The organism is Thalassococcus profundi (genome assembly GCF_003344785.1).
In the GTDB taxonomy this organism is placed as follows: Bacteria; Pseudomonadota; Alphaproteobacteria; order Rhodobacterales; family Rhodobacteraceae; genus Puniceibacterium; species Puniceibacterium profundi.
Genome location: NZ_QPMK01000003.1, coordinates 537463 through 558668 on the forward strand (window position 1 = coordinate 537463; position 21206 = coordinate 558668).

Annotated in this window: 23 protein-coding genes; 11 read left to right on the forward strand and 12 right to left on the reverse strand. The window is 67.5% G+C overall.

The genetic code is table 11. The features are described 5' to 3' along the window. Positions 1-12: 12 nt before the first annotated feature. Positions 13-1869, reverse strand: coding sequence for an ABC-F family ATP-binding cassette domain-containing protein (locus DU478_RS06810; RefSeq protein ID WP_114510173.1), 1857 nt, complete (start codon positions 1867-1869; stop codon positions 13-15). 152 nt (positions 1870-2021) lie between these two features. Between DU478_RS06810 and ndk the strand changes: the two genes are divergently transcribed. Then, complete coding sequence (ndk, locus tag DU478_RS06815; RefSeq protein WP_114510253.1) at positions 2022-2444, forward strand: nucleoside-diphosphate kinase; 423 nt, start codon at positions 2022-2024, stop codon at positions 2442-2444. Positions 2445-2773: 329 nt separating this feature from the next. On the opposite strand, the gene DU478_RS06820 is transcribed toward ndk, so the two are convergent. The 4 genes from DU478_RS06820 to DU478_RS06835 form a co-directional block, all read right to left on the reverse strand. Beyond that, positions 2774-3142, reverse strand: a complete 369-nt coding sequence (locus DU478_RS06820; RefSeq protein WP_114510174.1) for a DUF4112 domain-containing protein — start codon at positions 3140-3142, stop codon at positions 2774-2776. Then, positions 3139-3312, reverse strand: a complete 174-nt coding sequence (locus DU478_RS06825) for a YqaE/Pmp3 family membrane protein (protein ID WP_114510175.1) — start codon at positions 3310-3312, stop codon at positions 3139-3141. Before DU478_RS06825 ends, DU478_RS06820 begins: the two co-directional genes overlap by 4 nt. Positions 3313-3378: 66 nt before the next feature. Then, complete coding sequence (locus DU478_RS06830; RefSeq protein ID WP_114510176.1) at positions 3379-3726, reverse strand: TfoX/Sxy family protein; 348 nt, start codon at positions 3724-3726, stop codon at positions 3379-3381. A gap of 60 nt (positions 3727-3786) precedes the next feature. After that, positions 3787-4968, reverse strand: a complete 1182-nt coding sequence (locus DU478_RS06835) for a pyridoxal phosphate-dependent aminotransferase (RefSeq protein WP_114510177.1) — start codon at positions 4966-4968, stop codon at positions 3787-3789. A gap of 340 nt (positions 4969-5308) precedes the next feature. Here DU478_RS06835 and DU478_RS06840 point away from each other — a divergent pair, with 340 nt between their 5' ends. The 5 genes from DU478_RS06840 (at position 5309) to DU478_RS06860 (ending at position 10715) form a co-directional block, all read left to right on the forward strand. Then, positions 5309-5695 (forward strand): VOC family protein, encoded by a 387-nt coding sequence (locus DU478_RS06840; RefSeq protein WP_114510178.1) that lies wholly within the window; start codon positions 5309-5311, stop codon positions 5693-5695. A gap of 188 nt (positions 5696-5883) precedes the next feature. Continuing rightward, the gene (gene cysS, locus DU478_RS06845; RefSeq protein ID WP_114510179.1) at positions 5884-7350 is read left to right on the forward strand and encodes a cysteine--tRNA ligase; all 1467 of its coding nucleotides are present in this window, start codon (positions 5884-5886) and stop codon (positions 7348-7350) included. A gap of 244 nt (positions 7351-7594) precedes the next feature. After that, positions 7595-9217: a citramalate synthase gene (gene cimA, locus DU478_RS06850; protein WP_114510180.1), complete on the forward strand. Its 1623-nt coding sequence runs from the start codon at positions 7595-7597 to the stop codon at positions 9215-9217. Next, entirely contained in the window at positions 9214-9936 is a 723-nt protein-coding gene (locus DU478_RS06855; protein ID WP_114510181.1) for a class I SAM-dependent methyltransferase, read from the forward strand. Before cimA ends, DU478_RS06855 begins: the two co-directional genes overlap by 4 nt. Beyond that, on the forward strand, positions 9933-10715 hold the full coding sequence (locus DU478_RS06860) for a squalene/phytoene synthase family protein (protein WP_233501140.1): 783 nt from the start codon (positions 9933-9935) through the stop codon (positions 10713-10715). Before DU478_RS06855 ends, DU478_RS06860 begins: the two co-directional genes overlap by 4 nt. Positions 10716-11008: 293 nt before the next feature. Here the strand turns inward: DU478_RS06860 and DU478_RS06865 are convergent, their stop codons facing one another. Continuing rightward, the gene (locus DU478_RS06865; RefSeq protein ID WP_114510255.1) at positions 11009-12217 is read right to left on the reverse strand and encodes an MFS transporter; all 1209 of its coding nucleotides are present in this window, start codon (positions 12215-12217) and stop codon (positions 11009-11011) included. 52 nt (positions 12218-12269) lie between these two features. Here DU478_RS06865 and DU478_RS06870 point away from each other — a divergent pair, with 52 nt between their 5' ends. Genes DU478_RS06870 through DU478_RS06880 form a run of 3 tightly spaced genes read left to right on the forward strand, consistent with a single transcriptional unit; the run spans position 12270 to position 14298 of the window. Next, a complete protein-coding gene (locus DU478_RS06870) occupies positions 12270-13022 on the forward strand; it encodes a precorrin-6A/cobalt-precorrin-6A reductase (protein WP_114510182.1) in 753 nt (250 codons plus the stop codon). Continuing rightward, positions 12998-13636 (forward strand): DNA-3-methyladenine glycosylase family protein, encoded by a 639-nt coding sequence (locus DU478_RS06875; protein ID WP_114510183.1) that lies wholly within the window; start codon positions 12998-13000, stop codon positions 13634-13636. The genes DU478_RS06870 and DU478_RS06875 overlap by 25 nt, the downstream gene beginning before the upstream one ends. Beyond that, a complete protein-coding gene (locus DU478_RS06880) occupies positions 13633-14298 on the forward strand; it encodes an alpha/beta hydrolase (RefSeq protein ID WP_114510184.1) in 666 nt (221 codons plus the stop codon). Before DU478_RS06875 ends, DU478_RS06880 begins: the two co-directional genes overlap by 4 nt. A gap of 18 nt (positions 14299-14316) precedes the next feature. On the opposite strand, the gene DU478_RS06885 is transcribed toward DU478_RS06880, so the two are convergent. Next, the gene (locus tag DU478_RS06885) at positions 14317-14754 is read right to left on the reverse strand and encodes a VOC family protein (RefSeq protein WP_114510185.1); all 438 of its coding nucleotides are present in this window, start codon (positions 14752-14754) and stop codon (positions 14317-14319) included. A gap of 271 nt (positions 14755-15025) precedes the next feature. On the opposite strand from DU478_RS06885, the gene DU478_RS06890 reads away from it, so the two are divergent. After that, positions 15026-15610, forward strand: a complete 585-nt coding sequence (locus DU478_RS06890) for an HNH endonuclease (RefSeq protein ID WP_114510186.1) — start codon at positions 15026-15028, stop codon at positions 15608-15610. Positions 15611-15645: 35 nt separating this feature from the next. On the opposite strand, the gene DU478_RS06895 is transcribed toward DU478_RS06890, so the two are convergent. Next, positions 15646-16668 (reverse strand): fatty acid desaturase, encoded by a 1023-nt coding sequence (locus DU478_RS06895; protein ID WP_114510187.1) that lies wholly within the window; start codon positions 16666-16668, stop codon positions 15646-15648. 178 nt (positions 16669-16846) lie between these two features. Between DU478_RS06895 and DU478_RS06900 the strand changes: the two genes are divergently transcribed. Next, on the forward strand, positions 16847-17737 hold the full coding sequence (locus DU478_RS06900; protein ID WP_114510188.1) for a DMT family transporter: 891 nt from the start codon (positions 16847-16849) through the stop codon (positions 17735-17737). Between the two features lie 182 nt (positions 17738-17919). On the opposite strand, the gene DU478_RS06905 is transcribed toward DU478_RS06900, so the two are convergent. The 4 genes from DU478_RS06905 to DU478_RS06920 all read right to left on the reverse strand — a co-directional run bounded on the left by DU478_RS06905 (position 17920) and on the right by DU478_RS06920 (position 21202). After that, positions 17920-18453 (reverse strand): bactofilin family protein, encoded by a 534-nt coding sequence (locus DU478_RS06905; protein ID WP_114510189.1) that lies wholly within the window; start codon positions 18451-18453, stop codon positions 17920-17922. Next, entirely contained in the window at positions 18443-19753 is a 1311-nt protein-coding gene (locus tag DU478_RS06910) for a M23 family metallopeptidase (protein ID WP_114510190.1), read from the reverse strand. Before DU478_RS06910 ends, DU478_RS06905 begins: the two co-directional genes overlap by 11 nt. A 181-nt stretch (positions 19754-19934) precedes the next feature. Beyond that, the gene (locus tag DU478_RS06915) at positions 19935-20726 is read right to left on the reverse strand and encodes a ferritin-like domain-containing protein (protein ID WP_114510256.1); all 792 of its coding nucleotides are present in this window, start codon (positions 20724-20726) and stop codon (positions 19935-19937) included. Positions 20727-20749: 23 nt separating this feature from the next. Next, the gene (locus DU478_RS06920) at positions 20750-21202 is read right to left on the reverse strand and encodes a peroxiredoxin (RefSeq protein WP_114510191.1); all 453 of its coding nucleotides are present in this window, start codon (positions 21200-21202) and stop codon (positions 20750-20752) included. Between the last annotated feature and the right edge of the window lie 4 nt (positions 21203-21206).

Below are 21206 nucleotides of genomic sequence, written 5' to 3' on the forward strand. Positions count from 1 at the left end.
CCGCCGGCGGGCTCAGACCGTTTCGGCGGCGTCGAGTTTTTCCAGCGCGGCCATCCAGAGCCCTTCGGCGCGGCCCAGCCCCTCCATGACCTCGGCGTATTTCCTGTTCCAGGTTTCGAGCTCTCCCTTGCGGCTGTCCTCGTAGAGCTCGGGATTGGCGAGTTTCTTCGCCAGCTTGTCGCGCATGTCGTTGAGCTTGGTCACGCGCTCTTCGCATTTTCGGGCCTCGGCGCGCAGGGCGAGAATCGCATCGCGGGAGGGGCGCGCGGGTTTGGCGGCCTCGGGCTTTTTCTGCGGTTTCGCGGGCTTGTCGGACGACAGAAGCATCTTGCGATAGGCCTCTAGGTCGTCGTCGTAGGGCGCCACGGTGCCGTCCTTGACCAGCCACAGCCGGTCCGCGACCATGCCCAGCAGGTGCATGTCGTGGCTGACCAAAATCACCGCGCCGGAATAGGCGGTCAGCGCCTCGACCAGCGCCTCGCGGCTTTCGATGTCGAGGTGGTTGGTGGGCTCGTCGAGAATGAGCAGGTGCGGTGCGTCGAGTGTCGCCAGCAGCAGCGACAGACGTGCCTTCTGCCCGCCCGAGAGCCGCCCGACCTCGGTATCCGCCTGGTCGGCGCCAAGGCCGAAGCCCGCGAGCCGGGCGCGTAATTTGCTGGGCGGCGTGTCCGGGCGCAGCCGTTGCAGGTGGGTGAGCGGACTTTCGTCGATGTGCAACTCGTCCACCTGGTGCTGCGCGAAGTAACCGATGCGCAGCTTGGTCGACCGGGTCATCTTGCCCGCCATCAGCGGCAGCCGGTCCGACAGCAGTTTCGACAGGGTCGACTTGCCCTGGCCGTTCTTGCCCAAAAGCGCGATGCGATCGTCCTGGTCGATGCGCAGGTTTAGCCGGCCCAGCACACGGGTGTCGCCGTAGCCGGTCTCGCCGCCCTCGATATGGATGATCGGCGGCGACAGCTCGTCGGGCTGCGGGAAGGTGAAGACGCGCTTGGCCGCCTCTTCGGGCGGCGTGATCGTGTCCATCTTCTCGATCATCTTGACCCGCGCCTGGGCCTGCTTGGCCTTGGACGCCTTGGCTTTGAAACGATCGACGAACTTCTGCAGGTGCTCCTTTCGGGCCTGCTGCTTCTTCGCCATCGAGGTCAGCACCGCGCGCTGTTCGGCGCGCTGGCGGGCGAACTGGTCGTAAGGCCCGGTCCAATAGGTCAGCTTTTTCTCGTCAAGGTGCAGGATGCCGGCGACGGCGCGGTTCAGCAGGCCGCGGTCGTGACTGATGATGATGACCGTATGGGGATAGCGCGCGAGATAGGCCTCGAGCCAGAGCGCGCCTTCGAGGTCGAGGTAGTTCGTAGGCTCGTCGAGGAGCAGCAGGTCGGGCTGGGCAAAGAGCACGCCCGCTAGCGCCACGCGCATCCGCCAGCCGCCCGAGAAGGCAGAGCAGGGCTGCTGCTGTTCGTCGTCGTCGAAACCGAGACCCTTGAGGATCGACGCGGCGCGCGCCTCGGCCGACCAGGCGTCGATATCGGCAAGCCGGGTCTGCACCTCGGCGATGCGGTGCGCGTCGGTCGCGGTCTCGGCCTCGGCCATCAGCCGCGCGCGTTCGGTATCGGCGGCCAGCACCGTGTCGAGCAGCGAGGTCTCGGAGGCCGGCACCTCCTGCGCGACGCCGCCGATACGGGCGCGGCTGGGCAGGGAGATGCTGCCGGTGTCCAGCACCAGCTCGCCGCGGATCAGCTTGAACAGGGTGGTCTTGCCCGCGCCGTTGGCGCCGACCAGGCCGACCTTGTGGCCCTCGGGAATCGTCGCCGAGGCCTCGACCAGAAGCGGCCGGCCTTCGACGGAATAGGAGATGTCCTTGATCTGCAGCATGGCCGCGCAATGCCCCAGCGGCGGGGTACTGTCAATGTGGCGCGCCGCGCCGCCGCGCGGTCTTTCCAAGCCAGACGCGCCATGCTATGGCCCGCGCCAATTGTAATTGCAGCCGGGCCGCGGGTCCGGTGCTGACCATGGAGCAGACGAAAATGGCCACCGAACGCACGCTGAGCATCATCAAGCCCGACGCCACCAAGCGCAACCTGACCGGCAAGATCAACGCCAAGTTCGAAGAAGCGGGCCTGCGCATCGTGGCGCAGAAACGCATCCACCTGACCAAGGCGCAGGCGGGCGAGTTCTACAAGGTGCATGCGGAGCGTCCGTTCTACGACGAACTGTGCGAATTCATGGCCTCGGCCCCGGTGGTCGTGCAGGTGCTCGAGGGCGAGGGCGCCATTGCCAAGAACCGCGAAGTCATGGGCGCCACCAACCCCGCCGACGCGGCCCCCGGCACGATCCGCGCGGAATTCGCCGAATCCGTGGGCGAGAATTCGGTGCACGGCTCCGACGCGCCCGAAACGGCTGCTGAAGAGATCGCCTACTATTTCTCGGGTCTCGAACTGGTCGGCTGAGCCGACAACTCGATGGGTTTCAAGCGTGCGGGGGGCCTTACGGTCCCCCGTTTTGCTGTCTGGGGGCCAGAAAGACATGGCGGCCGCGAAGCGCCACCCCCGGCTTCATCTTGCCGATAAACTCCAGAGAGCACGAGAGACAGCGTCTCTCGTAGCCGCGCTAGGCGCGGCTTTCGGAGCGAAGCTGCCCGCATCCGCGGCATGTCCGGCGAAGGCGCAGATGTATCAGGTGTGGCCCTCAGTTCGGCCCGATCGCAATACAGCATTGCCTGGCAAACCCGCTTCAGGCTGGCAGCACCTCTGCTCTGGCAAAACGCACCGCTGCGCTGTCAGGCGGCCATCGCTGTCGCGTGCTTCTCTTCAAAGTGCCGTCGCAGGATCGCGGCGTTCTTGCGATTGGCCTTGAAACCGACGTCGAAGATGTCGCCGACCAGCGGCACGAGGCCCAGAAACCAGTCGAGGAAGACGTTCCAGGCCATGACCGTTTTGCGATGCATGGGCACGCCCATGTCATGCGCCGTCCAGATGATGTAGGCAGCAGGCATCAGCGCCAGGGTGTCGCCGACGCCCGGCACGAGGCCGAGGATAGAATCCCAGCCCAGCCGGATTCGGGTCAGGGGCAGGCGAAAGGCGCTGTCCATACGATGGGCCAGCGCCTCTGCTTTTTCGACCCGTTTGAGGTCACGCTCCTGCGTCATGCGCGAGCAGGGCCGGTGCGGGCGATGATCCAGACGGCGTGAACAATGCCGGGGATGTACCCGAGGATCGTCAGCAGGATGTTGATCCAGAAATGCTTGCCGATGCCGACCTGCAGGAACACGCCGAGCGGTGGCAGGATGATGGCCAGGATAATTCGAATGAGGTCCATGGTTGAGGTCCTTCGTGTTGCGTCTATTTGCGCTAACAACGCGGACCCCGTGCGATATGTTCCCGCTCAACCCCGCCGCGCTGGACCAAGGCCGATGTCGTCGAGAAAGGCCGCAAGCGCGTCCGAGGGCTGGTCGGGGTCCGCCGCGCGGTCCGCCTTGATCCGGTCGAAGGCGTCGCGGAGCGCGGCTTTCTCGGCGCCTTTGCAGTCGTTCCAGGGGCGGCCCTGCAGCGCCATGTGCAGCACGTAGTAGCCGATGAAATGCGGGCGTGTGCCGGCGGCGACCATGCGCCGGTAGGCGGCGTCCGCTCCCAGTGCGCGCAGGTCCTCGGCGCTGTGGATGCCCGCGCGGGTGCAGGCGGCCTCCACGGCGGGGCCGAGATTGCGAATGGTGGACACGGGGGTCTGGGTCATGGCGCGCTCGGGCAGGGATTTTCCGCAGTATGCCGCGTGCCGCGAAGCAGGAAAAGCGCTTCAGGCGGCGGAGCGTCGCGCGTCGGCAAAGGCGCAGAGCGTGCGCAGCGCGGCGGCAAAGCGGTCGTCCTCGATCGTCATCGCGACGCGGACATGGCCCGCTGCCGACAGGCCGAAACTTTCGCCGGGCATCACCGCGATACGGTGCGTGTCGAGCAGGGCGTTGGCGAAGGCCTCGCCGCTGAGGCCGGTGGCGCGGATGTCGAGCATGATGTACATCGCGCCCTGGCTGGGGATGGCGCGCACGGTGTCGGACCCGGCCAGGATGTCCATGGCCAGCGCCCGGCGGCGGGAGAAGGGGGCGGCGACCTGCGTTTCGACCTCCGCCCCCTGGTTCAGGGCGAAGAGCGCGGCCTCCTGGATGTAGCCCGGTACGCCGTAGGTGGTGTTGGTTGCCAGTTCCACCAGCCGTTCGATCACCGCCGCGGGCCCCACGATCCAGCCGATGCGGCTGCCGGTCATGGCATGGCTCTTCGACATCGACCCGATGACCAGCGTCCGCTCTGCCATGCCCGGCAGGGCACGGGGGCTGAGATGGGCGCCCTCCCAGACCTGGGTGTCATAGACCTCGTCCGAGACGATCCAGAGATCGTGCGCCTGCGCCGTCCGGGCGATGCGGTCGAGCGTCTCGCGGCCGTAGACCATGCCGGTGGGGTTGTTCGGGGTGTTGACCAGCAGCGACCGCGCGCCGGGGGCGGCGGTGTCCAGCGCCTCCTGCTGCGGCAGAAAGGCGTGTTCGGCCCGGGTGAGCACCGCGCGGGGCCGGGCGCTCGCCGCGCGGATGGAGCCGGGGTAGGTGGCGTAATAGGGGTCGATGTAGAGCGCCGTGTCCCCAGGATCGCAGACCGCCATATGGGCGGCAAAGATTGCCGCCTGCCCGCCGGGCGTGATCAGAACGTTGTCGCGCGTCGTGGGCACGCCGGTGCGCGCCTGGACCCGCGCCGCCACCGCGTCGCGCAAGGCGGAAATGCCGGGCACCATGGCATAGCCGGTGCGGCCCGCAAGGGCCGAGCGGTGCATCGCGCCCAGGATGGCGGGGTCGGTGCCGATATCGTGCTCGCCGATGGTGAGTTCGGTCACCTGGGTTCCGGCGGCGACCATGGTGCGGGCCCGGTAGAACACATCCCAGCCGTCGGAGCCGCCGCCGTTGATCGAGGTGATGCGGTGAGACAGGTGCGGCATGAGGGACCTCTGGCATTCGGCGCGGGCTGACACTGCGCTTGTGCCAGAGGCCGGGCGGGCTCGGCAAGGGCGGGACCGGACAGGGCTGCCGGATTTCGGTGCGTAGGCCTGCGGATCGGTCGGCTGCGGAGTACGCAAGAGATGTGCAGGCCGGGCCAGAGCGTCTCACAGGCTGCATCCGCGCGCCGTCACATGGACGGTGCGGCACCGCTGCTTCGGTGCGGGCCCGGTGGGCCCTTTCCGGACGGCTTGGATGTGCCTTTGGAAAGACGGCTTGACCTGAAGTGCGCTTGAGGAATTAGCGTGAGTCGCGTCGAAGCTTTGAAAAGGAGGCGGACCGATGCCCGCACGACTGGAACATGTGAACATCTGCGTCCCCGATCCGGTGGCAACCGCTGCGGTGCTGGAGCGACTGTTCGATTGGCACATCCGCTGGGAAGGCGTATCGCCCGGGGATGGCTATTCGATACATGTGGGCGATACGGAGGGCTATGTGGCGCTCTACCGGCCCGGCCACGGGATGCAGGCGGCCGACCCGGGGCGGTATCGGCGCTGGGCGGGGCTGAACCACGTGGGCGTCGTTGTCTCCGACCTCGATCAGGCCGAGGCGCGCGTCCGGGCCGAGGGGTACGAGACCCACGGTCACGCCGCGTACGAACCCGGCCGGCGGTTCTACTTCGACGGGCCGGACGGGGTCGAATACGAGGTGGTGGCCTACGGGGCGTAGCTCTTCGTGTCCTGGCCGGACACTCCTCGCTTGTGGGGGCGGGCGGGGAGTGCTAGGACATGGCCATGACCGCTGTGGCCACCCTCATTCGCTGCATTACCCGCTAACCCTTCTGGCGGGCCGGTCTTCTATTCCCAAACATGGACAGAGTTGCTAAGCCCGCCGCGACCCCGCGCGAGGACGGACTTATGGATATCTCTCTCACCAACTCCGCCACCCGGAAGAAGGAGCGGTTCACGCCGCTCGATCCCGGCAACGTGCGGATGTATGTCTGCGGCCCCACGGTCTATGACCGGGCGCATCTGGGCAACGCCCGGCCCGTGGTGGTGTTCGACGTGCTCTACCGGCTGCTGCGGCATGTCTACGGGCCCGAGCACGTGACCTACGTGCGCAACTTCACCGACGTCGACGACAAGATCAACGCACGGGCGGCGGAGAGCGGGCGCGCCATCGGCGAGATCACCGCCGAGACGACGCAGTGGTTCCTGGACGACATGGGCGCGCTGGGGGCGCTGGAGCCGTCGATCCGAAACGGGGCCGATCACGAACGCGCAATGCCGCGCGCCACGCAGTACATCGCGCAGATGGTGGCGATGATCGAGGCGCTGATCGACAAGGGACATGCCTATGCCGCCGAGGGGCATGTGCTCTTTGCCGTGGACAGCTGGACCGACGGCTACGGCCGCCTGTCGGGCCGGTCGGTGGACGACATGATCGCCGGCGCCCGGGTCGAGGTCGCGCCCTACAAGCGCAACCCGATGGATTTCGTGCTGTGGAAGCCGTCTTCGGTGGATCTGCCGGGGTGGGAGAGCCCTTGGGGTCGCGGGCGGCCCGGATGGCATATCGAGTGCTCCGCCATGGCCGAGGCGCTGCTGGGCAAGACCTTCGACATCCACGGCGGCGGCAACGACCTGATGTTCCCGCACCACGAGAACGAGATCGCCCAGAGCTGCTGCGCCAACGGTACGGAGAAGATGGCGCAGGTCTGGCTGCACAACGAGATGCTGCAGGTCGAGGGCAAGAAGATGTCCAAGAGCCTCGGGAATTTCTTCACGGTGCGGGATTTGCTGGACCAGGGAGTGCCGGGCGAGGTGATCCGTTTCGTGATGCTGTCGACGCATTACCGCAAGCCGATGGACTGGACGGAGAAGAAGGCGAAGGAGGCGCGCGGGCATCTCGCGGCATGGGATCGGCTAAAGCGTCATGGCCTTTCACAGGAGTTGAGCGCGCTGCAGTTAGCCGAGTTGGTGGATGAAAATGTTATCGACGCGCTCTGTGATGATCTAAATACATCCGGCGCGATCAATCGGCTTTTCGAGATGGCGGCTGCCGCTAAAACTTCCGAGCTGGACTCGCGCCAGCTGAGATCCTTTTTCGCGACCCTTGAATTTCTCGGTTTCAAGAACTTGGACGTTGAAAGATTGCAGCGCCGAAGCGCAATCGAGACGGCACACGAGAAAGCTGTTTTGAAGGCGCATCAGCATAGCCTGATCGAGGCCCGAGCGGAGGCGATGCAGAGCAAGGATTTTTCCGAGGTAGATCGACTAAAGGCTGCTCTGACTGCGGCGGGTGTCGAGGTTCGCATGTCCAAAACCGACGTTGAACTTGTCGAGGGACCGGACTTCGACCCGTCCAAGCTGGAGGACTTGGCGTGAGTGTCATGGGTCAAGACACCAGCGTCCGGCCGCCGGGGGGGCGTGAAGCGCCCGCCCGGGGGGGCGGTCGGGCGCTGTCCGCGGCAGGGCCGCGGACGGGGTGGGTGCGGTGCGATGTGCTCTGGGCCCGAGCTGAGCGCCGGTTGCTGCGCCGAAGTGGGGGCCAGCCCCCACACCCCCGGAGGTTTAACCGCGAGTTTTGCATGGCAAAACTTGCGGGTGGCAAGATGAAGGAGGGGATGGGATGAGCCGGGAGCGCCTTTATCTCTACGACACCACCTTGCGGGACGGACAGCAGACGCAAGGCGTGCAGTTCTCCACCGCCGAGAAGCTGAAGATCGCGGCGGCGCTGGATGCGCTGGGCGTGGATTACATCGAGGGTGGCTGGCCGGGAGCCAACCCCACCGACAGCGCCTTTTTCGACACCGTGCCCGCGACGCGGGCGACGCTGACCGCCTTCGGCATGACCAAGCGCGCCGGGCGGTCGGCGGCGAATGACGATGTGCTGGCGGCGGTGCTGAACGCCGGCACCGGGGCGGTCTGTATCGTCGGCAAGACGCATGAGTTCCACGTGGAGACGGCGCTGGGCATCGGGCTGGACGAGAATCTGGAGACCATTCGCGACAGTGTCGCGCATCTGGTCGCGCAGGGGCGCGAGGCGCTGTTCGACGCGGAGCATTTCTTTGACGGCTACCGCGCCAATCCGGCCTACGCGCTCGACTGCCTGCGCGCGGCGCTCGAGGCTGGGGCGCGGTGGCTGGTGCTCTGCGACACCAACGGCGGCACGCTGCCCGCCGAGGTTCACCGCATCGTCACCGAGGTGATCGCCGCGGGCATTCCCGGCAACCGGTTGGGCATCCACACCCACAACGACACCGAAACCGCCGTCGCCGCATCGCTCGCGGCGGTCGAGGCCGGGGTGCGGCAGATCCAGGGCACGCTCAACGGGCTGGGCGAGCGCTGCGGCAATGCCAACCTCGTGTCGCTCATCCCGACGCTGATGCTGAAGCCGCCCTACCGGGATCAATTCGAGATCGGGGTGACGGCGGAGGCGCTGGAGGGGCTGACGCGGCTCAGCCGGATGCTCGACGACATCCTCAACCGCGTGCCGCTGAAGCAGCTGGCCTATGTCGGCGGGTCGGCCTTTGCCCACAAGGCGGGTCTGCACGCCAGCGCCATCCTCAAGAACCCCGCGACCTACGAACACATCGATCCCGCGCTGGTGGGCAACCGCCGCTTCGTGCCGATGTCGAACCAGGCCGGGCAGTCGAACCTGCGCCGCCGCCTGGCCGAGGCGGGGCTGGAGGTCGATCCGGGCGATCCGGCGCTGGGCCGCATCCTCGAGGCGGTGAAGGCGCGCGAGGCCGAGGGCTACAGCTACGACACCGCCGAGGCCAGTTTCGAACTGCTGGCGCGGGCCGAGCTGGGCCGCCTGCCGGAGTTCTTCGAGGTCAAGCGCTACCGTGTGACGGTGGAGCGGCGCAAGAACAAGCGCAACCGCATGGTGTCGCTGTCCGAAGCGGTCGTCGTGGTCAAGGTCGACGGCGAGAAGAAGCTGTCGGTGAGCGAGTCGATGGACGAGACCGGGTCGGATCGCGGGCCCGTGAACGCCCTGTCGAAGGCCTTGGCCAAGGACCTGGGGCGCTACCAGACCGCGATCGAGGACATGCGTCTGGTTGACTTCAAGGTCCGGATCACCCAAGGCGGCACCGAAGCGGTCACCCGGGTCATCATCGACAGCGAAGATGGGGCCGGGCGGCGCTGGTCCACCGTGGGTGTCAGCGCCAACATCGTCGACGCGTCCTTCGAGGCGCTGCTGGAGGCGGTGCGCTGGAAACTGATACGCGATGTAGGAGAGACCCCATGAGCCTGCCCGAAGGATTCCTCGAGCTTTACGCCGGTGCCGACCGACAGGGGCCGGGCACCACCTCGGATGTCGTCTGGGCGCTGAACGAAAGCGGGCTGTCGGGCCGGATCAAGGTGCTGGACGCCGGCTGCGGCACCGGGGCGGACAGCTGGACCCTGGCCCAGGCGCTGCCCGAGGCGCAGATCGAGGCCGTCGACACGGCGGCGCCCTTCGTGGAGGCGGCACAAGCGCGGCTGCGCGCCTTCGGTCCGCAGGTCACGGTGCGGGAGGGCGACATGGCCGGTGCGCCGGGACCGTATGATCTGATCTGGTGTGCCGGGGCGCTCTATTTCCTCGGCGTGACCGAGGGGCTGCGCGCCTGGCGCGAGGCGCTGGAGCCGGGCGGCTGGGTGGCGTTTTCGCATCCCGTGCACCTGTCGGACAGCCCGAGCGCCGCGGCGCGGGCCTTTTGGCAGGGCGAAGGCGAGATCGGAACGGTCGAGGATCTGCGGGCGCGGGTGGCCGGGGCGGGCTATGCCCTGCGGGGCGAACGGATGCTCGTCGGCGCGCCATGGAAAGCCTATTACGACGCCCTGCGCGCGGCCATCTCCGAGGCCCGGGCGACCGGACGGGCAGCGGTACTGGCCCCGGCCATCGAAGGCGCGGAGACGGAAATCGCGCGCTGGGAGGCCGCCCGCGACGAGATCGCCTATGCGCTGATGCTGGTGCAGCCTGAGTGACCACGACGCCGTCCTTCGACGCCGACGTGACCGCCTGCGCGGCCCTGGTCGAGCGCGGCGATCCCGAGCGCTTTGCCAGTGTCATGGCCGGGCCTGTGGCGGCGCGGGCGGTGCTGTTCCCGATCTATGCCTTCAACCTCGAAGTGGCGCGGGCGCCCTGGGTGACCTCGGAGCCGATGATCGGGGAGATGCGCCTGCAATGGTGGCGCGACGCGCTGGACGAGATCCGCGAGGGGCGCACGGTGCGCCGGCACGAGGTGGTCACGCCTCTGGCGCGGGTGCTGACGCCCGGGACTGCCGAGCGGCTCGATGCGCTGATCGCGGCGCGGCGCTGGGATTTGTATCGCGATGCCTTCGAGGATGCGGGGCATTTCGCGCAGTACCTCGAACGGACCGGCGGCATCCTGATGCAGGTGGCCGTCGCGGCGCTGGGAGAGGATGTGCCGGAGCAGGCGATGGATGCGGGCTATGCGCTGGGACTGGCGGGCTTCCTGCGCGCGGTGCCCGAGCTCGAATCCAAGGGCCGGGTGCCGCTGGTCGACGGACGGACCGAGGCGGTGGCGGTGCTGGCACAGGATGGGCTGATGCGCCTCGACCGCGCGATGCGCGTGCCGGTGCCGCAGGCCGCACGGCCCGCGTTGCTGTCAGCCTGGGCGGCGCGGCCGGTGCTGCGCCAGGCGGTTCGGGATCCGCGCCGCGTGTCGCAAGGGACGCTCGGACTTTCCGAACTGGGCAAGCGGCTGCGGTTGCTGCGGGTGGCGGCGACGGGACGGGTGTGACCGTCTGTGTCGAAGTGTGGGATCCTTCTGCCGGGCGGCGCTATCGGACACTGGGGGCGCGCCCAGACCGTCGTAAAGCTGGGGGGCCGGCCCCCCAGACCCCCCGGAGGTTTAATGGCAAGATGAAGCGGGATCGGGCTGCCTGTGCTGCGCGTCGATCCGTGTGGTCGGGGCGTTGTGCAGGTCACTGGCCGGCGCGGGCACCGGGTTTGACTCGATTGCGTCGCGACGGCGCGGCCGGTTCCGGGACAATGGGTCGAGGGCGGGTCGGGCGCGAGCGTCGCGGCGCGGGGTCAGGCCTGCTGCGCCCTGGGCCGCATCAGCAGCCAGATGAGCGCGCCGCCCGCCAAGGCGAGGAATGGCGCCATGGCGAGGTTGACGGCGGTCCAGCCAGCCTCGGCCGAGCCGCCGGAGCAGTTCATCAGCCCGCCGCTTGCGAGCGATGCAATCGTCACGCCGCCGAAGACCAGCAGGTCGTTCATGCCCTGCATCCGGCCGCGCTCATGTGGTGCGTGGGCTTCGGCCAGCATCGTGGTGGCGCCGATGAAGCCGAAGTTCCAGCCCAACCCCAGCAGGATGAGAGCCACGAAGAAATTCTCGAGCGCTACGCCGCTGAGCGCCACGGCTCCGGCGGCGGCGAGGATCACGAGGCCCGCGGCGACGATGCGTTCGGTGCCGAAACGGGCGATCAGGTGGCCGGTGAAGAACGACGGCGCGAACATCGCCAGCACGTGGCCGGTCACCACGTCGGCGGCGTCGGATTTGTCGAAGCCGCAGCCGACGACCGCCAGCGGCGTCGAGGTCATCACCAGGTTCATCAGCGCGTAGCTGACCATGGCGCAGATCACCGCCACGGCGATGCGCGGGGTGGTGAGAAGCTCCCACCGGGAGCGGCCCCTGGGGGCATCCTCGGCCGGGACGGGCGGTTTCGGGATGTCGAGGAAGAGAAACAGCAGCGCGCCCACGAGGTTGACGGCGATCACCGCGATGTAGGTGCCGATGAAGGGCACCACATAGGCATCGGCGGTCAGCTTGACCATCTGCGGGCCGATGATGGCCGACACGAGCCCGCCCGCCAGCACGTAGGAGATCGCCTTGGGCCGGAAATCCTCCGACGCGGTGTCGGCGGCGGCGAAGCGGTAGAAGCCCTGTGCCGACATGTAGATGCCGGTGAGGAAGCTGCCCGCGAGGAAGACCGGGAAGGAGGCGAGGTACAGGCCCCAGGCGCCCACGGCGCCCCCGAGCGCGCCGCCCAACGCGCCGACGAAGAACCCGGCGCGGCGGCCGAAGCGCTGCATGAACCAGGAAATCGGCGTCGCGGTCAGCATCGACCCCAGCACGATCAGCGAGATCGGCAGCGTCGCGAAACAGATGTTGGAGGCCAGCGACTGGCCGGCCAGCCCGCCGATGGTGAAGATCATCGGCATCTGCGAGCCCAGCAGCGCCTGGGCCATCACGAGTACGATCACATTGCGCCGGGCGCGGGTATCTGAGGCTTGCATGACGCTGGCGTAGACCGCGGCGCGCAGGGCTGCAAGAGGCGACGTGATTGTCATGGCGGGCGCGCGCCCGGGCGGCTATGACCGGCGCATGGCACGGACGGATCACAGCGGGGTTCTGATCGTCGGCGGCTCGGCCGAGGCGCGGCGGCTCGCCCGTGCGCTGCCGGGGGCGCAGGTGCGGCTGGGCGTGCCGGAGCGGCAGGCGGGGCACTGGCCGGTGCCGCCGGTCACCGGCTCCTTGGATGCCACGACCCTGATGGGGGTCCGCGCGGTGATCGAGGCGGCGCATCCCTGCGACGTGGCGCTGGCGTGGCACGCGGCGCGGGTCTGCGCGGAGCTGGGTCTCCCGCATCTGCAACTGGTGCGTCCGGCCTGGCGGTCGGGCCGCCGCGACCGCTGGGTGCCGGTCCGGCGGGCGCGGGACGTGGCTGCGGTGATCCCGGCCGGCGCGCGGGTCTTTGCCACGCTGGGACGGGGCTTGCTGCCGGAGCTGCGCCGGCTCGACGCGACGGTGCTGGCGCGGGTGATCGGCGAGGCGGAGCGGCCGTTTCCGCTGCGGCACGGGCGGTTTATTCCCGGCGACGGACCTTTTAGCTTGGACGATGAAATCCGGCTGCTGCGGGGTCTGCGGATCGACTGGCTGGTGCTGCGCAACGCCGGCGGGCCGGGGGGCTGGCCCAAGCTGGCCGCGGCACGGGCGCTCGGCCTGCCAGTTGCGATGGTGGCGCGGCCCGCGCGGCCTCCGGGACCGCGGGTTGGGACGGTGGAAGAGGCGTTGAGATGGACGAAGTCACAGGTCGGGTGATCCGGGGCGACGCCTGCGTCGCGGAAGGCGCGGCCTGGCTGGCGCGGCACGAGCCGCGCTTTGCCCGCGCGCTGGAAGAGACCGGGCCGCTGCCGCTGCGGCTGCGCCCGGACGGGTTTGCGCAGCTTCTGAGCGCGATCTGCTCGCAGCAGGTCAGCGTCGCCAGCGCCCGCGCGATCTGGGCCAAGCTTGAGGCGGCGGGGATGGTGACGCCGGAGGCGATCCTCGCGGTCACCGACGACGACCTGCGCGGCCTCGGACTCAGCCGTCAGAAGGCGCGCTATGCGCGGGCGCTGGCCGAGGCCGGGATCGACTACGATGCGCTGCGCAGCGAACCCACCGACGACGTTGTCAAGAAGCTGACCGCCGTGACTGGCATCGGTGTCTGGACGGCGGAAATCTATGCGATGTTCAGCCTCGGCCGGGCGGATGTCTTTGCCCCGGGCGATCTGGCCTTGCAAGAGGGCGCGCGGCTGCTCTTCGATCTGCCCGAGCGACCGAAGGATCGGGCGCTGCGGCAGATGGCCGAAGGTTGGCGCCCGTGGAGATCGGTTGCGGCGCGCACGCTCTGGGCCTACTACCACGTGAGAAAACAGAGAGAGGGCATCGCATGACACGGGTTTTGCAGGCGGAAAAGCGGGCGCCGGTCTCGGGAGAGACAAGGTCCTGCGTGGTGTTCCTGCACGGCTACGGGGCCAATGGCGCGGACCTTCTGGGCCTGGCCGACCCGCTGGGCGAGCACTTGCCGGACACGCTGTTCGTGGCGCCCGACGCGCCCGAGGCCTGTGCGGGCGCGCCCTTCGGCTTCCAGTGGTTCCCGATCCCCTGGATCGACGGATCGAGCGAGGAAGAGGCCGAGGCGGGGCTATTGCGTGCGGCGGAGGATTTGGACGCCTTCCTTGATGCGCTGATGGTCGACGAGGACCTGTTGCCCGAGCAGGTGGTGCTTTTCGGCTTTTCGCAGGGCACGATGATGAGCCTGCACGTGGCGCCGCGCCGCGAGGATCCGGTGGCGGGGATCGTCGCCTTTTCCGGGCGGCTCTTGCAGCCCGAACTGCTGGCGGACCAGGCCATCAGCCGTCCGCCGGTCCTGCTGGTGCACGGCGACCAAGACGACGTTGTGCCGCCGCAATCGCTGCCCGCGGCGGCGGAGGCGCTGCAGGAGGCCGGTTGGACGGACGTCTTTGCCCATATCATGAAGGGCACGGCGCATGGCATCGCGCCGGACGGGCTGTCGGTGGCGCTGGCCTTCATGCGGGACAAGTGCAACCTGTGATCTGTGGCTGAGCGCGGCCTAGCCGTCGTCCCAGAGCCAAGGCTCCGCGAATTCGATGGAATTGCCGCAGGGGTCGCGGAAATAGAGCGACTGGGCGCCGTTGGGCCAGGCGAATTCGGTTTCGATGTCGATCCCGGCGGCGGTGAGGCGGTCGCGCCACCGGGCGATGGCTTCGGCGGGCATGGCGAAACAGACGTGACCGGGCCCATGCGCACCATGCGGCGGCACCGGCATCCTGGGATTGCCCGGCGGCTTCGCGGTCTCGTGGGGATTGAAGACCAGCAGCGTGCCGGTGCCCACGCGAAAGAACACGTGCCGGTCGCCGACGCGCTGGATCCGGGGCAGCCCAAGCACGTCGCCGTAGAACGCTTCGGCACGGTCGAGATCGTCGCAGTAGATCGCCGCTTCGAGAAGATGCGGCGGCAGTGGGGCGGGGGGCAGGTCGGGCGGTGTCATGCGCCCAATCTAGAGCCTTGAGCAAGCCGGTGCATCCCCTGCGGAGGATGTGGCGGAACCCCGCCACCCTGCGCCGCCTCCCGGCCTGCGCCGCGCCGTCCGATCGCCTGTCAAATGAGCGTTACATGACCGGGTTACCCCTGCGGCAGACACCGCATATTGCGGGGCTTGCCAGAAGGCTTCCGCGATATATAGTGATCGTGACTGGGGCGGGGTGTCCCGCTCTGGTGCTTGGAATGGACCGGCAGGCAGGGCAGGAGACGAGTCCCAGATGAGTGGCGATTTCAGAACGGCTTTTGTACGCGAACCGGGGGCGCTGCGGCATTACCCGGCGCTTGTGCTCAACGCGGATTACCGGCCCTTGTCCTACTATCCGCTGAGCCTCTGGCCCTGGCAGGAAGCGGTCAAGGCGGCCTTCCTCGACCGGGTCGACATCGTGTCGGAATACGACGAGGTGGTGCGCAGTCCAAGGATCAGCCTGCGCATCCCCAGCGTGGTGGTGCTGAAAGATTACGTCAAACCCCAGAAGCGCGTGGCCTTCACGCGCTTCAATCTTTTTCTGAGGGACGAATTCCTCTGCCAGTACTGCGGCAGCAAGGGCGACCTGACCTTCGATCACGTCGTGCCCCGCGCCAGCGGCGGCATCACCTCGTGGGAGAACGTCGTCGCCGCCTGTGCGCCCTGCAACCTGCGCAAGGGATCGAAGAGCCTGCGACAGTCCGGCCTGTCGCTGCGCAAGCCGCCGCGGCGGCCGGGATCGCAGGAACTGCTGAACATGGGGCGGAAGTTTCCGCCGAACCACCTGCACGAAAGCTGGATGGACTTCCTGTACTGGGATGCGGAGCTCGAGGCGTAACACCGCCCGGCCGAAGCCGGACGGCTTGAAGGCTCTCAGGCCACGGCCTGTCGCACGCTGGCGAAACTCACCAGCTTGCGCGCCTGTTCGTCCCAGAGGTGCAGCCGCGCGCAGCGGAAGCTGTCCAGCAACGTCATGCGTGAACAGTCCACGAGTTCGGTATGGTCCTTGAGCACCTGCGGCAGCCGGTAGAAAGGTATGCGGCTGTAAAGGTGGTGAACGTGGTGGATGCCGATATTCACCGTGAACCAGCGCAGCACCGGCGGCAGGTCGTAATGCGAACTGCCGTGCAGCGCAGCTTCGTGCAGCTGCCAATCGGCGCCGTCGTCCCAGTGGGTTTCTTCGAACTGGTGCTGGACGTAGAACAGCCAAACACCGATCGACGCGGCCGTCAGGGTGCTGGGCAGAAAGACCAAGGCCAGCGCCTGCCAGCCGAATTGCCAGGCGACGAGGCCCAGCAGCACGGCAAGCGCAAGGTTGGTTCCCATCGCGCTGACCCAGCAGCGTTTGTCCTTCATCAGGCCCATCGGCACCCGGTTCATCAGCAGGAACTGGTAGCCCGGCCCCAGCCCGAACATCACCAGCGGGTGCCGGTAGGCGCGGTATTGCAGCCGTCCCAGCCAGCCGCGGCTGCGGTATTCCGCGACCGTCAGCGTGGTGATGTCGCCGATACCCCGCTGCGACAGGTCGCCCGCGTGGCTGTGGTGGATCGCATGGGCGCGGCGCCAGACGTCATAGGGCGTGACCGTCAGCACGCCCAGGGTCCGCCCGACCCAGTCACTGAGCCGGCGATTGTTGAAGAACGAGCCATGGCCGCAATCGTGCTGAATGCCGAAAAGCCGGATCAGGAAGCCGCCGTTGAGAACCGACACCAGCACCGCCGCGAGAAGGCTGTGGTCCATAAGCCAGATCGCCACGGCCCAGAGCCCGAGGAAGGGCAGGATGCTCACAGCAAGTTCGAAAGTGCTGCGGGCGGTGTCGGGATCCCGGTACTGCGCCAGGATCCGTACCCAGTCGCGCGCGGCCCGCGGTTCGGGCGGCGTGGAAGTCTCTGTCATCTACTGCTCGGTTTCTTGTGAAAAGTGATGCACCCTAGCGCTCTTCGCCGTTGGAAAGAAGCAGAACCTGTCCTGCAACGACGGCTTTTTTCCGCTATGGCCCGCCCGGCTCGGGGCGCTTTGCGGCGCCGGCGGCAACCGGCTTGGCGTTGCACGCGGCGCCCGGTATAGGCGCGGGATGACCGATGCGCGCCTGTCCTTTCTTGCCAGTTTCATCACCGCGGGCACCGGGATGCTCTGGGGCTTTTACTGGCTGCCGGTGCGCCGCGTGGAAGAGGCGGGGCTGTCCGGCGCCTGGGGCTCTTTGGTCATCGTCGCGCTGGCGGCGCTGCTGCTGATGCCGGTGGCGTTTGCCCGGCGGGCGCATTTGCGATCGGCCGATCCCGGCGCGTTGGCGGCGGTGGCGCTTGGCGGCGGAGCCTTCGTGCTTTACTCGGTGGGGCTGGTCTATGGCCGGGTTGCCATCGTGGTGCTGCTGTTCTTCCTCACGCCGGTCTGGAGCGTGCTGCTGGCGCGTTTCGTTCTGGGCTGGCACACGCCGCGGCTGCGGCTCATGGCGATCGGCCTTGGGCTCTGCGGTCTTGCCGTAATGCTGAGCGCGGGCGGGACGGTGCCCTGGCCGCGCAGTACGGGCGAATGGTGCGGGCTCGTGTCGGGGCTGCTCTGGTCGCTGGCGACGACTGGTATCCGCCTGCGGCCCGCCATGGCCCCGCCCGAGGCGACGTTCATCTTTGCCTGCGGAGCCTGCGTCATGGCCGCCATCGCGGCTCCGCTGTTCGCACCCTGGACGCCGGGCCTGCTGACGCAGGCGCTGCCGTCGGCCTTCGGCTGGGCGCTGGCGGCGGCGGGGCTGTGGTGGGCGTTGTCCATGGCGGGACTCATGTGGGCCACGGCGCGGCTGGAACCGGCGCGGGTCGGCATCCTGCTGATGTCCGAAGTGCTGGTGGCGGCCGTTTCGGCGGCCTGGCTTGCCGGAGAGACGCTCAACAGCGTTGAGCTCGCAGGTGGCGCGCTGGTCCTTTGCGCCGGGCTGTTCGAAGTCTGGCCGGTGCGCAAGCCGCGGGGGTAGGGCGGCGTGCATCCGATGCGATGTCCGGGAGCAGGGCGTCACGGAACCAAGGCTGTCGTGTCATCGCTTTTCCGCGATGGGATTCATCGAGCCCGGCGGCGTCAGCCGGGCGCGCTTGGCATCCGCAGCCATGAAAAAGGCCGCCCGGAGGCGGCCTCGATATCGTTCGGATCAGGACGGGCTCAGCTGTTGCTGGCCTGCGGCTTGGCCGGAGCTGCTGCCGCTTGGCCGCCGCCCTGCTGCTGCTGGGGCGCGCCCGCGGGCGCCTTGCCTTTCGGCGACAGCGGATCGTCCTGGCGCTGCACGGAACCTTCGAAATGCGCGCCGCTCTCGATGGCGATGGTCTTGTGGATGATGTCGCCCTCGACCCGCGCGGTGGCGGTGAGGCGGACCTTGAGACCGCGGACCCGGCCCACAATGCGGCCGTTGATCACCACGTCGTCGGCAACCACTTCGCCCTTGATCGTGGCGCTTTCGCCGATGGTCAGCAGGTGCGCGCGAATGTCACCCTCGACGGTGCCCTCGACCTGGATGTCGCCGGTGGTCTTGAGGTTGCCGGTGATGTGCAGATCGTTGGACAGAACCGATGCGGGCGGTTTTGCCTTGGGTGCGGAGGCCTTGAAGTCCTGCGGGGCAGGGCGCGGCATCTCGGGCGCGGCCGGCTTCGGATCTTCCGCCTTCGGTCCGGGCTCGTTGATCTTGCTTTTAGAAAACATCGTTTGCAGCCTTGATATAGATCATGGGGTTTACAGCCTCACCGCCCACGCGCACTTCGTAGTGCAGATGCGTGCCGGTCGACCGTCCTGTATTTCCCATATCACCTATGTGCTGCCCGCGCGAGACCCTTTGGCCGACCTTCACGTGGATTTTCGACTGGTGCGCGTAGCGGGTTTCGATGCCGAATTCGTGCTGGATCTTCACCAGCCGGCCATAGCCCGACTGCCACCCGGCATGGACGACGACGCCGTCGGCGGTGGAGTAGATCGGGGTGCCGTGCGGTGCGGCGAAATCCGTTCCCGCATGCAGGCGGCCCCAGCGGTAGCCGAAGCCAGAGGTAAAGCGGAAGGCATCCTTGAGCGGCGAGGCGAAGGGCGCCTTCTGAGCCGCGATGCGGTAGAGGTTCAGTCGGTCCATCTCGCCCAGGATGCGGTTGGCGCGCAGGGTGTCGCCGGAGGGCTCTTCGCCGCGGGTGGACAGCGACAGAGGGGTGAGCGGGCCGCCCTGGCCGGAATAGCCGCGGCGCACCTGGCTGAGGATGCGGTCGGGGTCCATGCCCGCGGCTTCGAACATCTTGTCGAGCGGTTTGACCGACACGGTCATCGCCTCTTCGAGCTGCCGGAAGATGGTGTCGTTCTTTTCTTCCATCAGGCGAAGCTCGGAGGCCATCTCGTCGGCGCGCAGCAGCGCGTCCTGGGCATCGGCGACCACCTGGTCGCGCTCTGCCGCGGTCCGGGCCAGCGCCGCGTTGAGGAATTCCAGCGTGGCATCGTCGCCGCCGCCCGACGCGATGGCATCGGGATCGCCATCGATCTGCGCCTGCAGGCTGGCCAGCTTGGCGCTGACTTCCTCGCGGCGTTTCATGGTGTCCCGCAGGGTGGCCTGGATCACCTCGATGCCGGTCTCGATCTCGCGCCGGCGGGTTTCGGAGTCGAGCAGCTGGGACTGCATGATCGACACCTGTTCCAGCGCGGTGTTGAACCGCTCCTGCGCCGACTGCGCCTCGGCGGCGCGGGCGTCACGTTCGCGGCTGAGGTCGTTGAGCCGCATCTGGTAGGTCATCTGATCGCGTTTGGCCTGTTCGCGGAAGTTGCCGGCACCGATGCTGTCCATCAGCAGGATCGCCGTCGCGACGATCGTCCAGGACAGGACCAGCGCGCCGCCCACACAGGCCAGAAGCTGGGTTTCCGATTTCAGTCTGATGAACCGTGTGTCCGTGTCAGACCGCAAAAACAGTCGACGTTCGGGAAAGTAACGCTCCATGAGCGCATGTGTTTTGATCGCGAAACGCGTTCTCACCTGTACTGTCCTCTATCCCGTCCCCAATCAGCGGCACGTGGTCCCCCAACCCAGCACCTTGGGTCAGGGACTTACCCAGACATTCGCGTTATCGCAACATTTTTGACCGTCTGATTCGTTTCTTGCGGCGCATTTGTGCTCATTTGGCAAAAATCCGCCGATCCCAAAGGCTTCCTGCTCCTTACTGCGGCTCGGTCAGAGGCCAGTAGAAATCCGGAGGAAGCCCTGCTTCGGCGCGCTTTTCGTCGTTGAATGGCGGTTTGAGCACACCGTGAAAATATTTTCTGACCAATTCGTGGAACACAGGCTTGGGGTCTAGGCCATCGCGGCCGCAGAGGAAATGGAACCATTTCGACCCATAGGCGACGTGCCCGACTTCCTCGGCATAGATCGATTCCAGGGCGGCGACGGCGCTGTCGGCCCCGGCCTTGCGGAAGAGGTCGATCATGCCCGGCGTGACGTCGAGGCCGCGCGCCTCGAGCACCATGGGCACCACTGCGAGACGGCCCATGTGGTCCTCCGCCGTGTCCTCTGCCGCGCGCCACATGCCGGCATGGGCGGGCAGCGCACCGTAGAAGCTGCCCAACTCTTCGAGGCAATCGCACATCAGGTTGAAGTGTTTCGACTCCTCGTCCGCCGCCTTGACCCAATCGTCGTAATAGCCGGGCGGCATCGGGACATGGGCGAAGCGCGCCACCAGGTCCCAGTGCAGGTCGACGGCGTTGAGCTCGATATGCGCCACGGCGTGCAGCAGGGCGATGCGGCCCTGCGGGCTGCCCGGCTTGCGCTTGGGCACGTCGCGCGGATCCAGCAGTTCCGGTGTCTCGGGCCGGGCGGGACGGGGCGGCGGCGCGGCGGTGCCGACGGGCGGCGCATGGCCTGCGTCGCGCGCGGCGAACCACGCGGCGGCGTGGCGGCGCGACATGGCGGTCTTGTCACGCCCGTCGGCGGTCGACAGAACCTCGACCGCCATCTGGGACAGCGTCTGCACGGGACTCAGAGCGACTTGGCGGCTTCGAGCACCTCTTCCGCGTGGCCCGGCACCTTGACCTTGTCCCAGCGCTTCACGATGTCGCCGTGAGCGTCGATCAGCACGGTCGTGCGTTCGATCCCCATGAAGGTCTTGCCGTACATCTTCTTTTCCTTCCAGACGCCATATTCTTCGCAGACATCGCTGTTCTCGTCCGACAGCAGCGGCACGGTCAGGTCCTTCTTGGCCATGAACTTCTCGTGACTGGCGATGCTGTCCTTCGAGATGCCGTAGACCTTGACGCCGATCTCTTCGAAGGCTGGCAGCAGGTGCGTGAAGGCCTCGTTTTCCTTGGTGCAGCCCGAGGTATCGTCGCGCGGATAGAAGAACAGCACCACCGGCGACGGGCGCAGTGCCGAGAGGGTCACGTCCTCTCCGCCGGTGACGGGCAGGGTGAAATCGGGGGCGGTGTCGGTCATGCTG

What these genes read in the sequence shown, in the direction of transcription:
- DU478_RS06810 (WP_114510173.1), bottom strand. Translation starts at nt 1,869, where the DNA reads ATGCTGCAGATCAAGGACATCTCCTATTCCGTCGAAGGCCGGCCGCTT.
- ndk (WP_114510253.1), top strand. Translation starts at nt 2,022, where the DNA reads ATGGCCACCGAACGCACGCTGAGCATCATCAAGCCCGACGCCACCAAG.
- DU478_RS06820 (WP_114510174.1), bottom strand. Translation starts at nt 3,142, where the DNA reads ATGACGCAGGAGCGTGACCTCAAACGGGTCGAAAAAGCAGAGGCGCTG.
- DU478_RS06825 (WP_114510175.1), bottom strand. Translation starts at nt 3,312, where the DNA reads ATGGACCTCATTCGAATTATCCTGGCCATCATCCTGCCACCGCTCGGC.
- DU478_RS06830 (WP_114510176.1), bottom strand. Translation starts at nt 3,726, where the DNA reads ATGACCCAGACCCCCGTGTCCACCATTCGCAATCTCGGCCCCGCCGTG.
- DU478_RS06835 (WP_114510177.1), bottom strand. Translation starts at nt 4,968, where the DNA reads ATGCCGCACCTGTCTCACCGCATCACCTCGATCAACGGCGGCGGCTCC.
- DU478_RS06840 (WP_114510178.1), top strand. Translation starts at nt 5,309, where the DNA reads ATGCCCGCACGACTGGAACATGTGAACATCTGCGTCCCCGATCCGGTG.
- cysS (WP_114510179.1), top strand. Translation starts at nt 5,884, where the DNA reads ATGGATATCTCTCTCACCAACTCCGCCACCCGGAAGAAGGAGCGGTTC.
- cimA (WP_114510180.1), top strand. Translation starts at nt 7,595, where the DNA reads ATGAGCCGGGAGCGCCTTTATCTCTACGACACCACCTTGCGGGACGGA.
- DU478_RS06855 (WP_114510181.1), top strand. Translation starts at nt 9,214, where the DNA reads ATGAGCCTGCCCGAAGGATTCCTCGAGCTTTACGCCGGTGCCGACCGA.
- DU478_RS06865 (WP_114510255.1), bottom strand. Translation starts at nt 12,217, where the DNA reads ATGCAAGCCTCAGATACCCGCGCCCGGCGCAATGTGATCGTACTCGTG.
- DU478_RS06870 (WP_114510182.1), top strand. Translation starts at nt 12,270, where the DNA reads ATGGCGGGCGCGCGCCCGGGCGGCTATGACCGGCGCATGGCACGGACG.
- DU478_RS06875 (WP_114510183.1), top strand. Translation starts at nt 12,998, where the DNA reads ATGGACGAAGTCACAGGTCGGGTGATCCGGGGCGACGCCTGCGTCGCG.
- DU478_RS06880 (WP_114510184.1), top strand. Translation starts at nt 13,633, where the DNA reads ATGACACGGGTTTTGCAGGCGGAAAAGCGGGCGCCGGTCTCGGGAGAG.
- DU478_RS06885 (WP_114510185.1), bottom strand. Translation starts at nt 14,754, where the DNA reads ATGACACCGCCCGACCTGCCCCCCGCCCCACTGCCGCCGCATCTTCTC.
- DU478_RS06890 (WP_114510186.1), top strand. Translation starts at nt 15,026, where the DNA reads ATGAGTGGCGATTTCAGAACGGCTTTTGTACGCGAACCGGGGGCGCTG.
- DU478_RS06895 (WP_114510187.1), bottom strand. Translation starts at nt 16,668, where the DNA reads ATGACAGAGACTTCCACGCCGCCCGAACCGCGGGCCGCGCGCGACTGG.
- DU478_RS06900 (WP_114510188.1), top strand. Translation starts at nt 16,847, where the DNA reads ATGACCGATGCGCGCCTGTCCTTTCTTGCCAGTTTCATCACCGCGGGC.
- DU478_RS06905 (WP_114510189.1), bottom strand. Translation starts at nt 18,453, where the DNA reads ATGTTTTCTAAAAGCAAGATCAACGAGCCCGGACCGAAGGCGGAAGAT.
- DU478_RS06915 (WP_114510256.1), bottom strand. Translation starts at nt 20,726, where the DNA reads ATGGCGGTCGAGGTTCTGTCGACCGCCGACGGGCGTGACAAGACCGCC.
- DU478_RS06920 (WP_114510191.1), bottom strand. Translation starts at nt 21,202, where the DNA reads ATGACCGACACCGCCCCCGATTTCACCCTGCCCGTCACCGGCGGAGAG.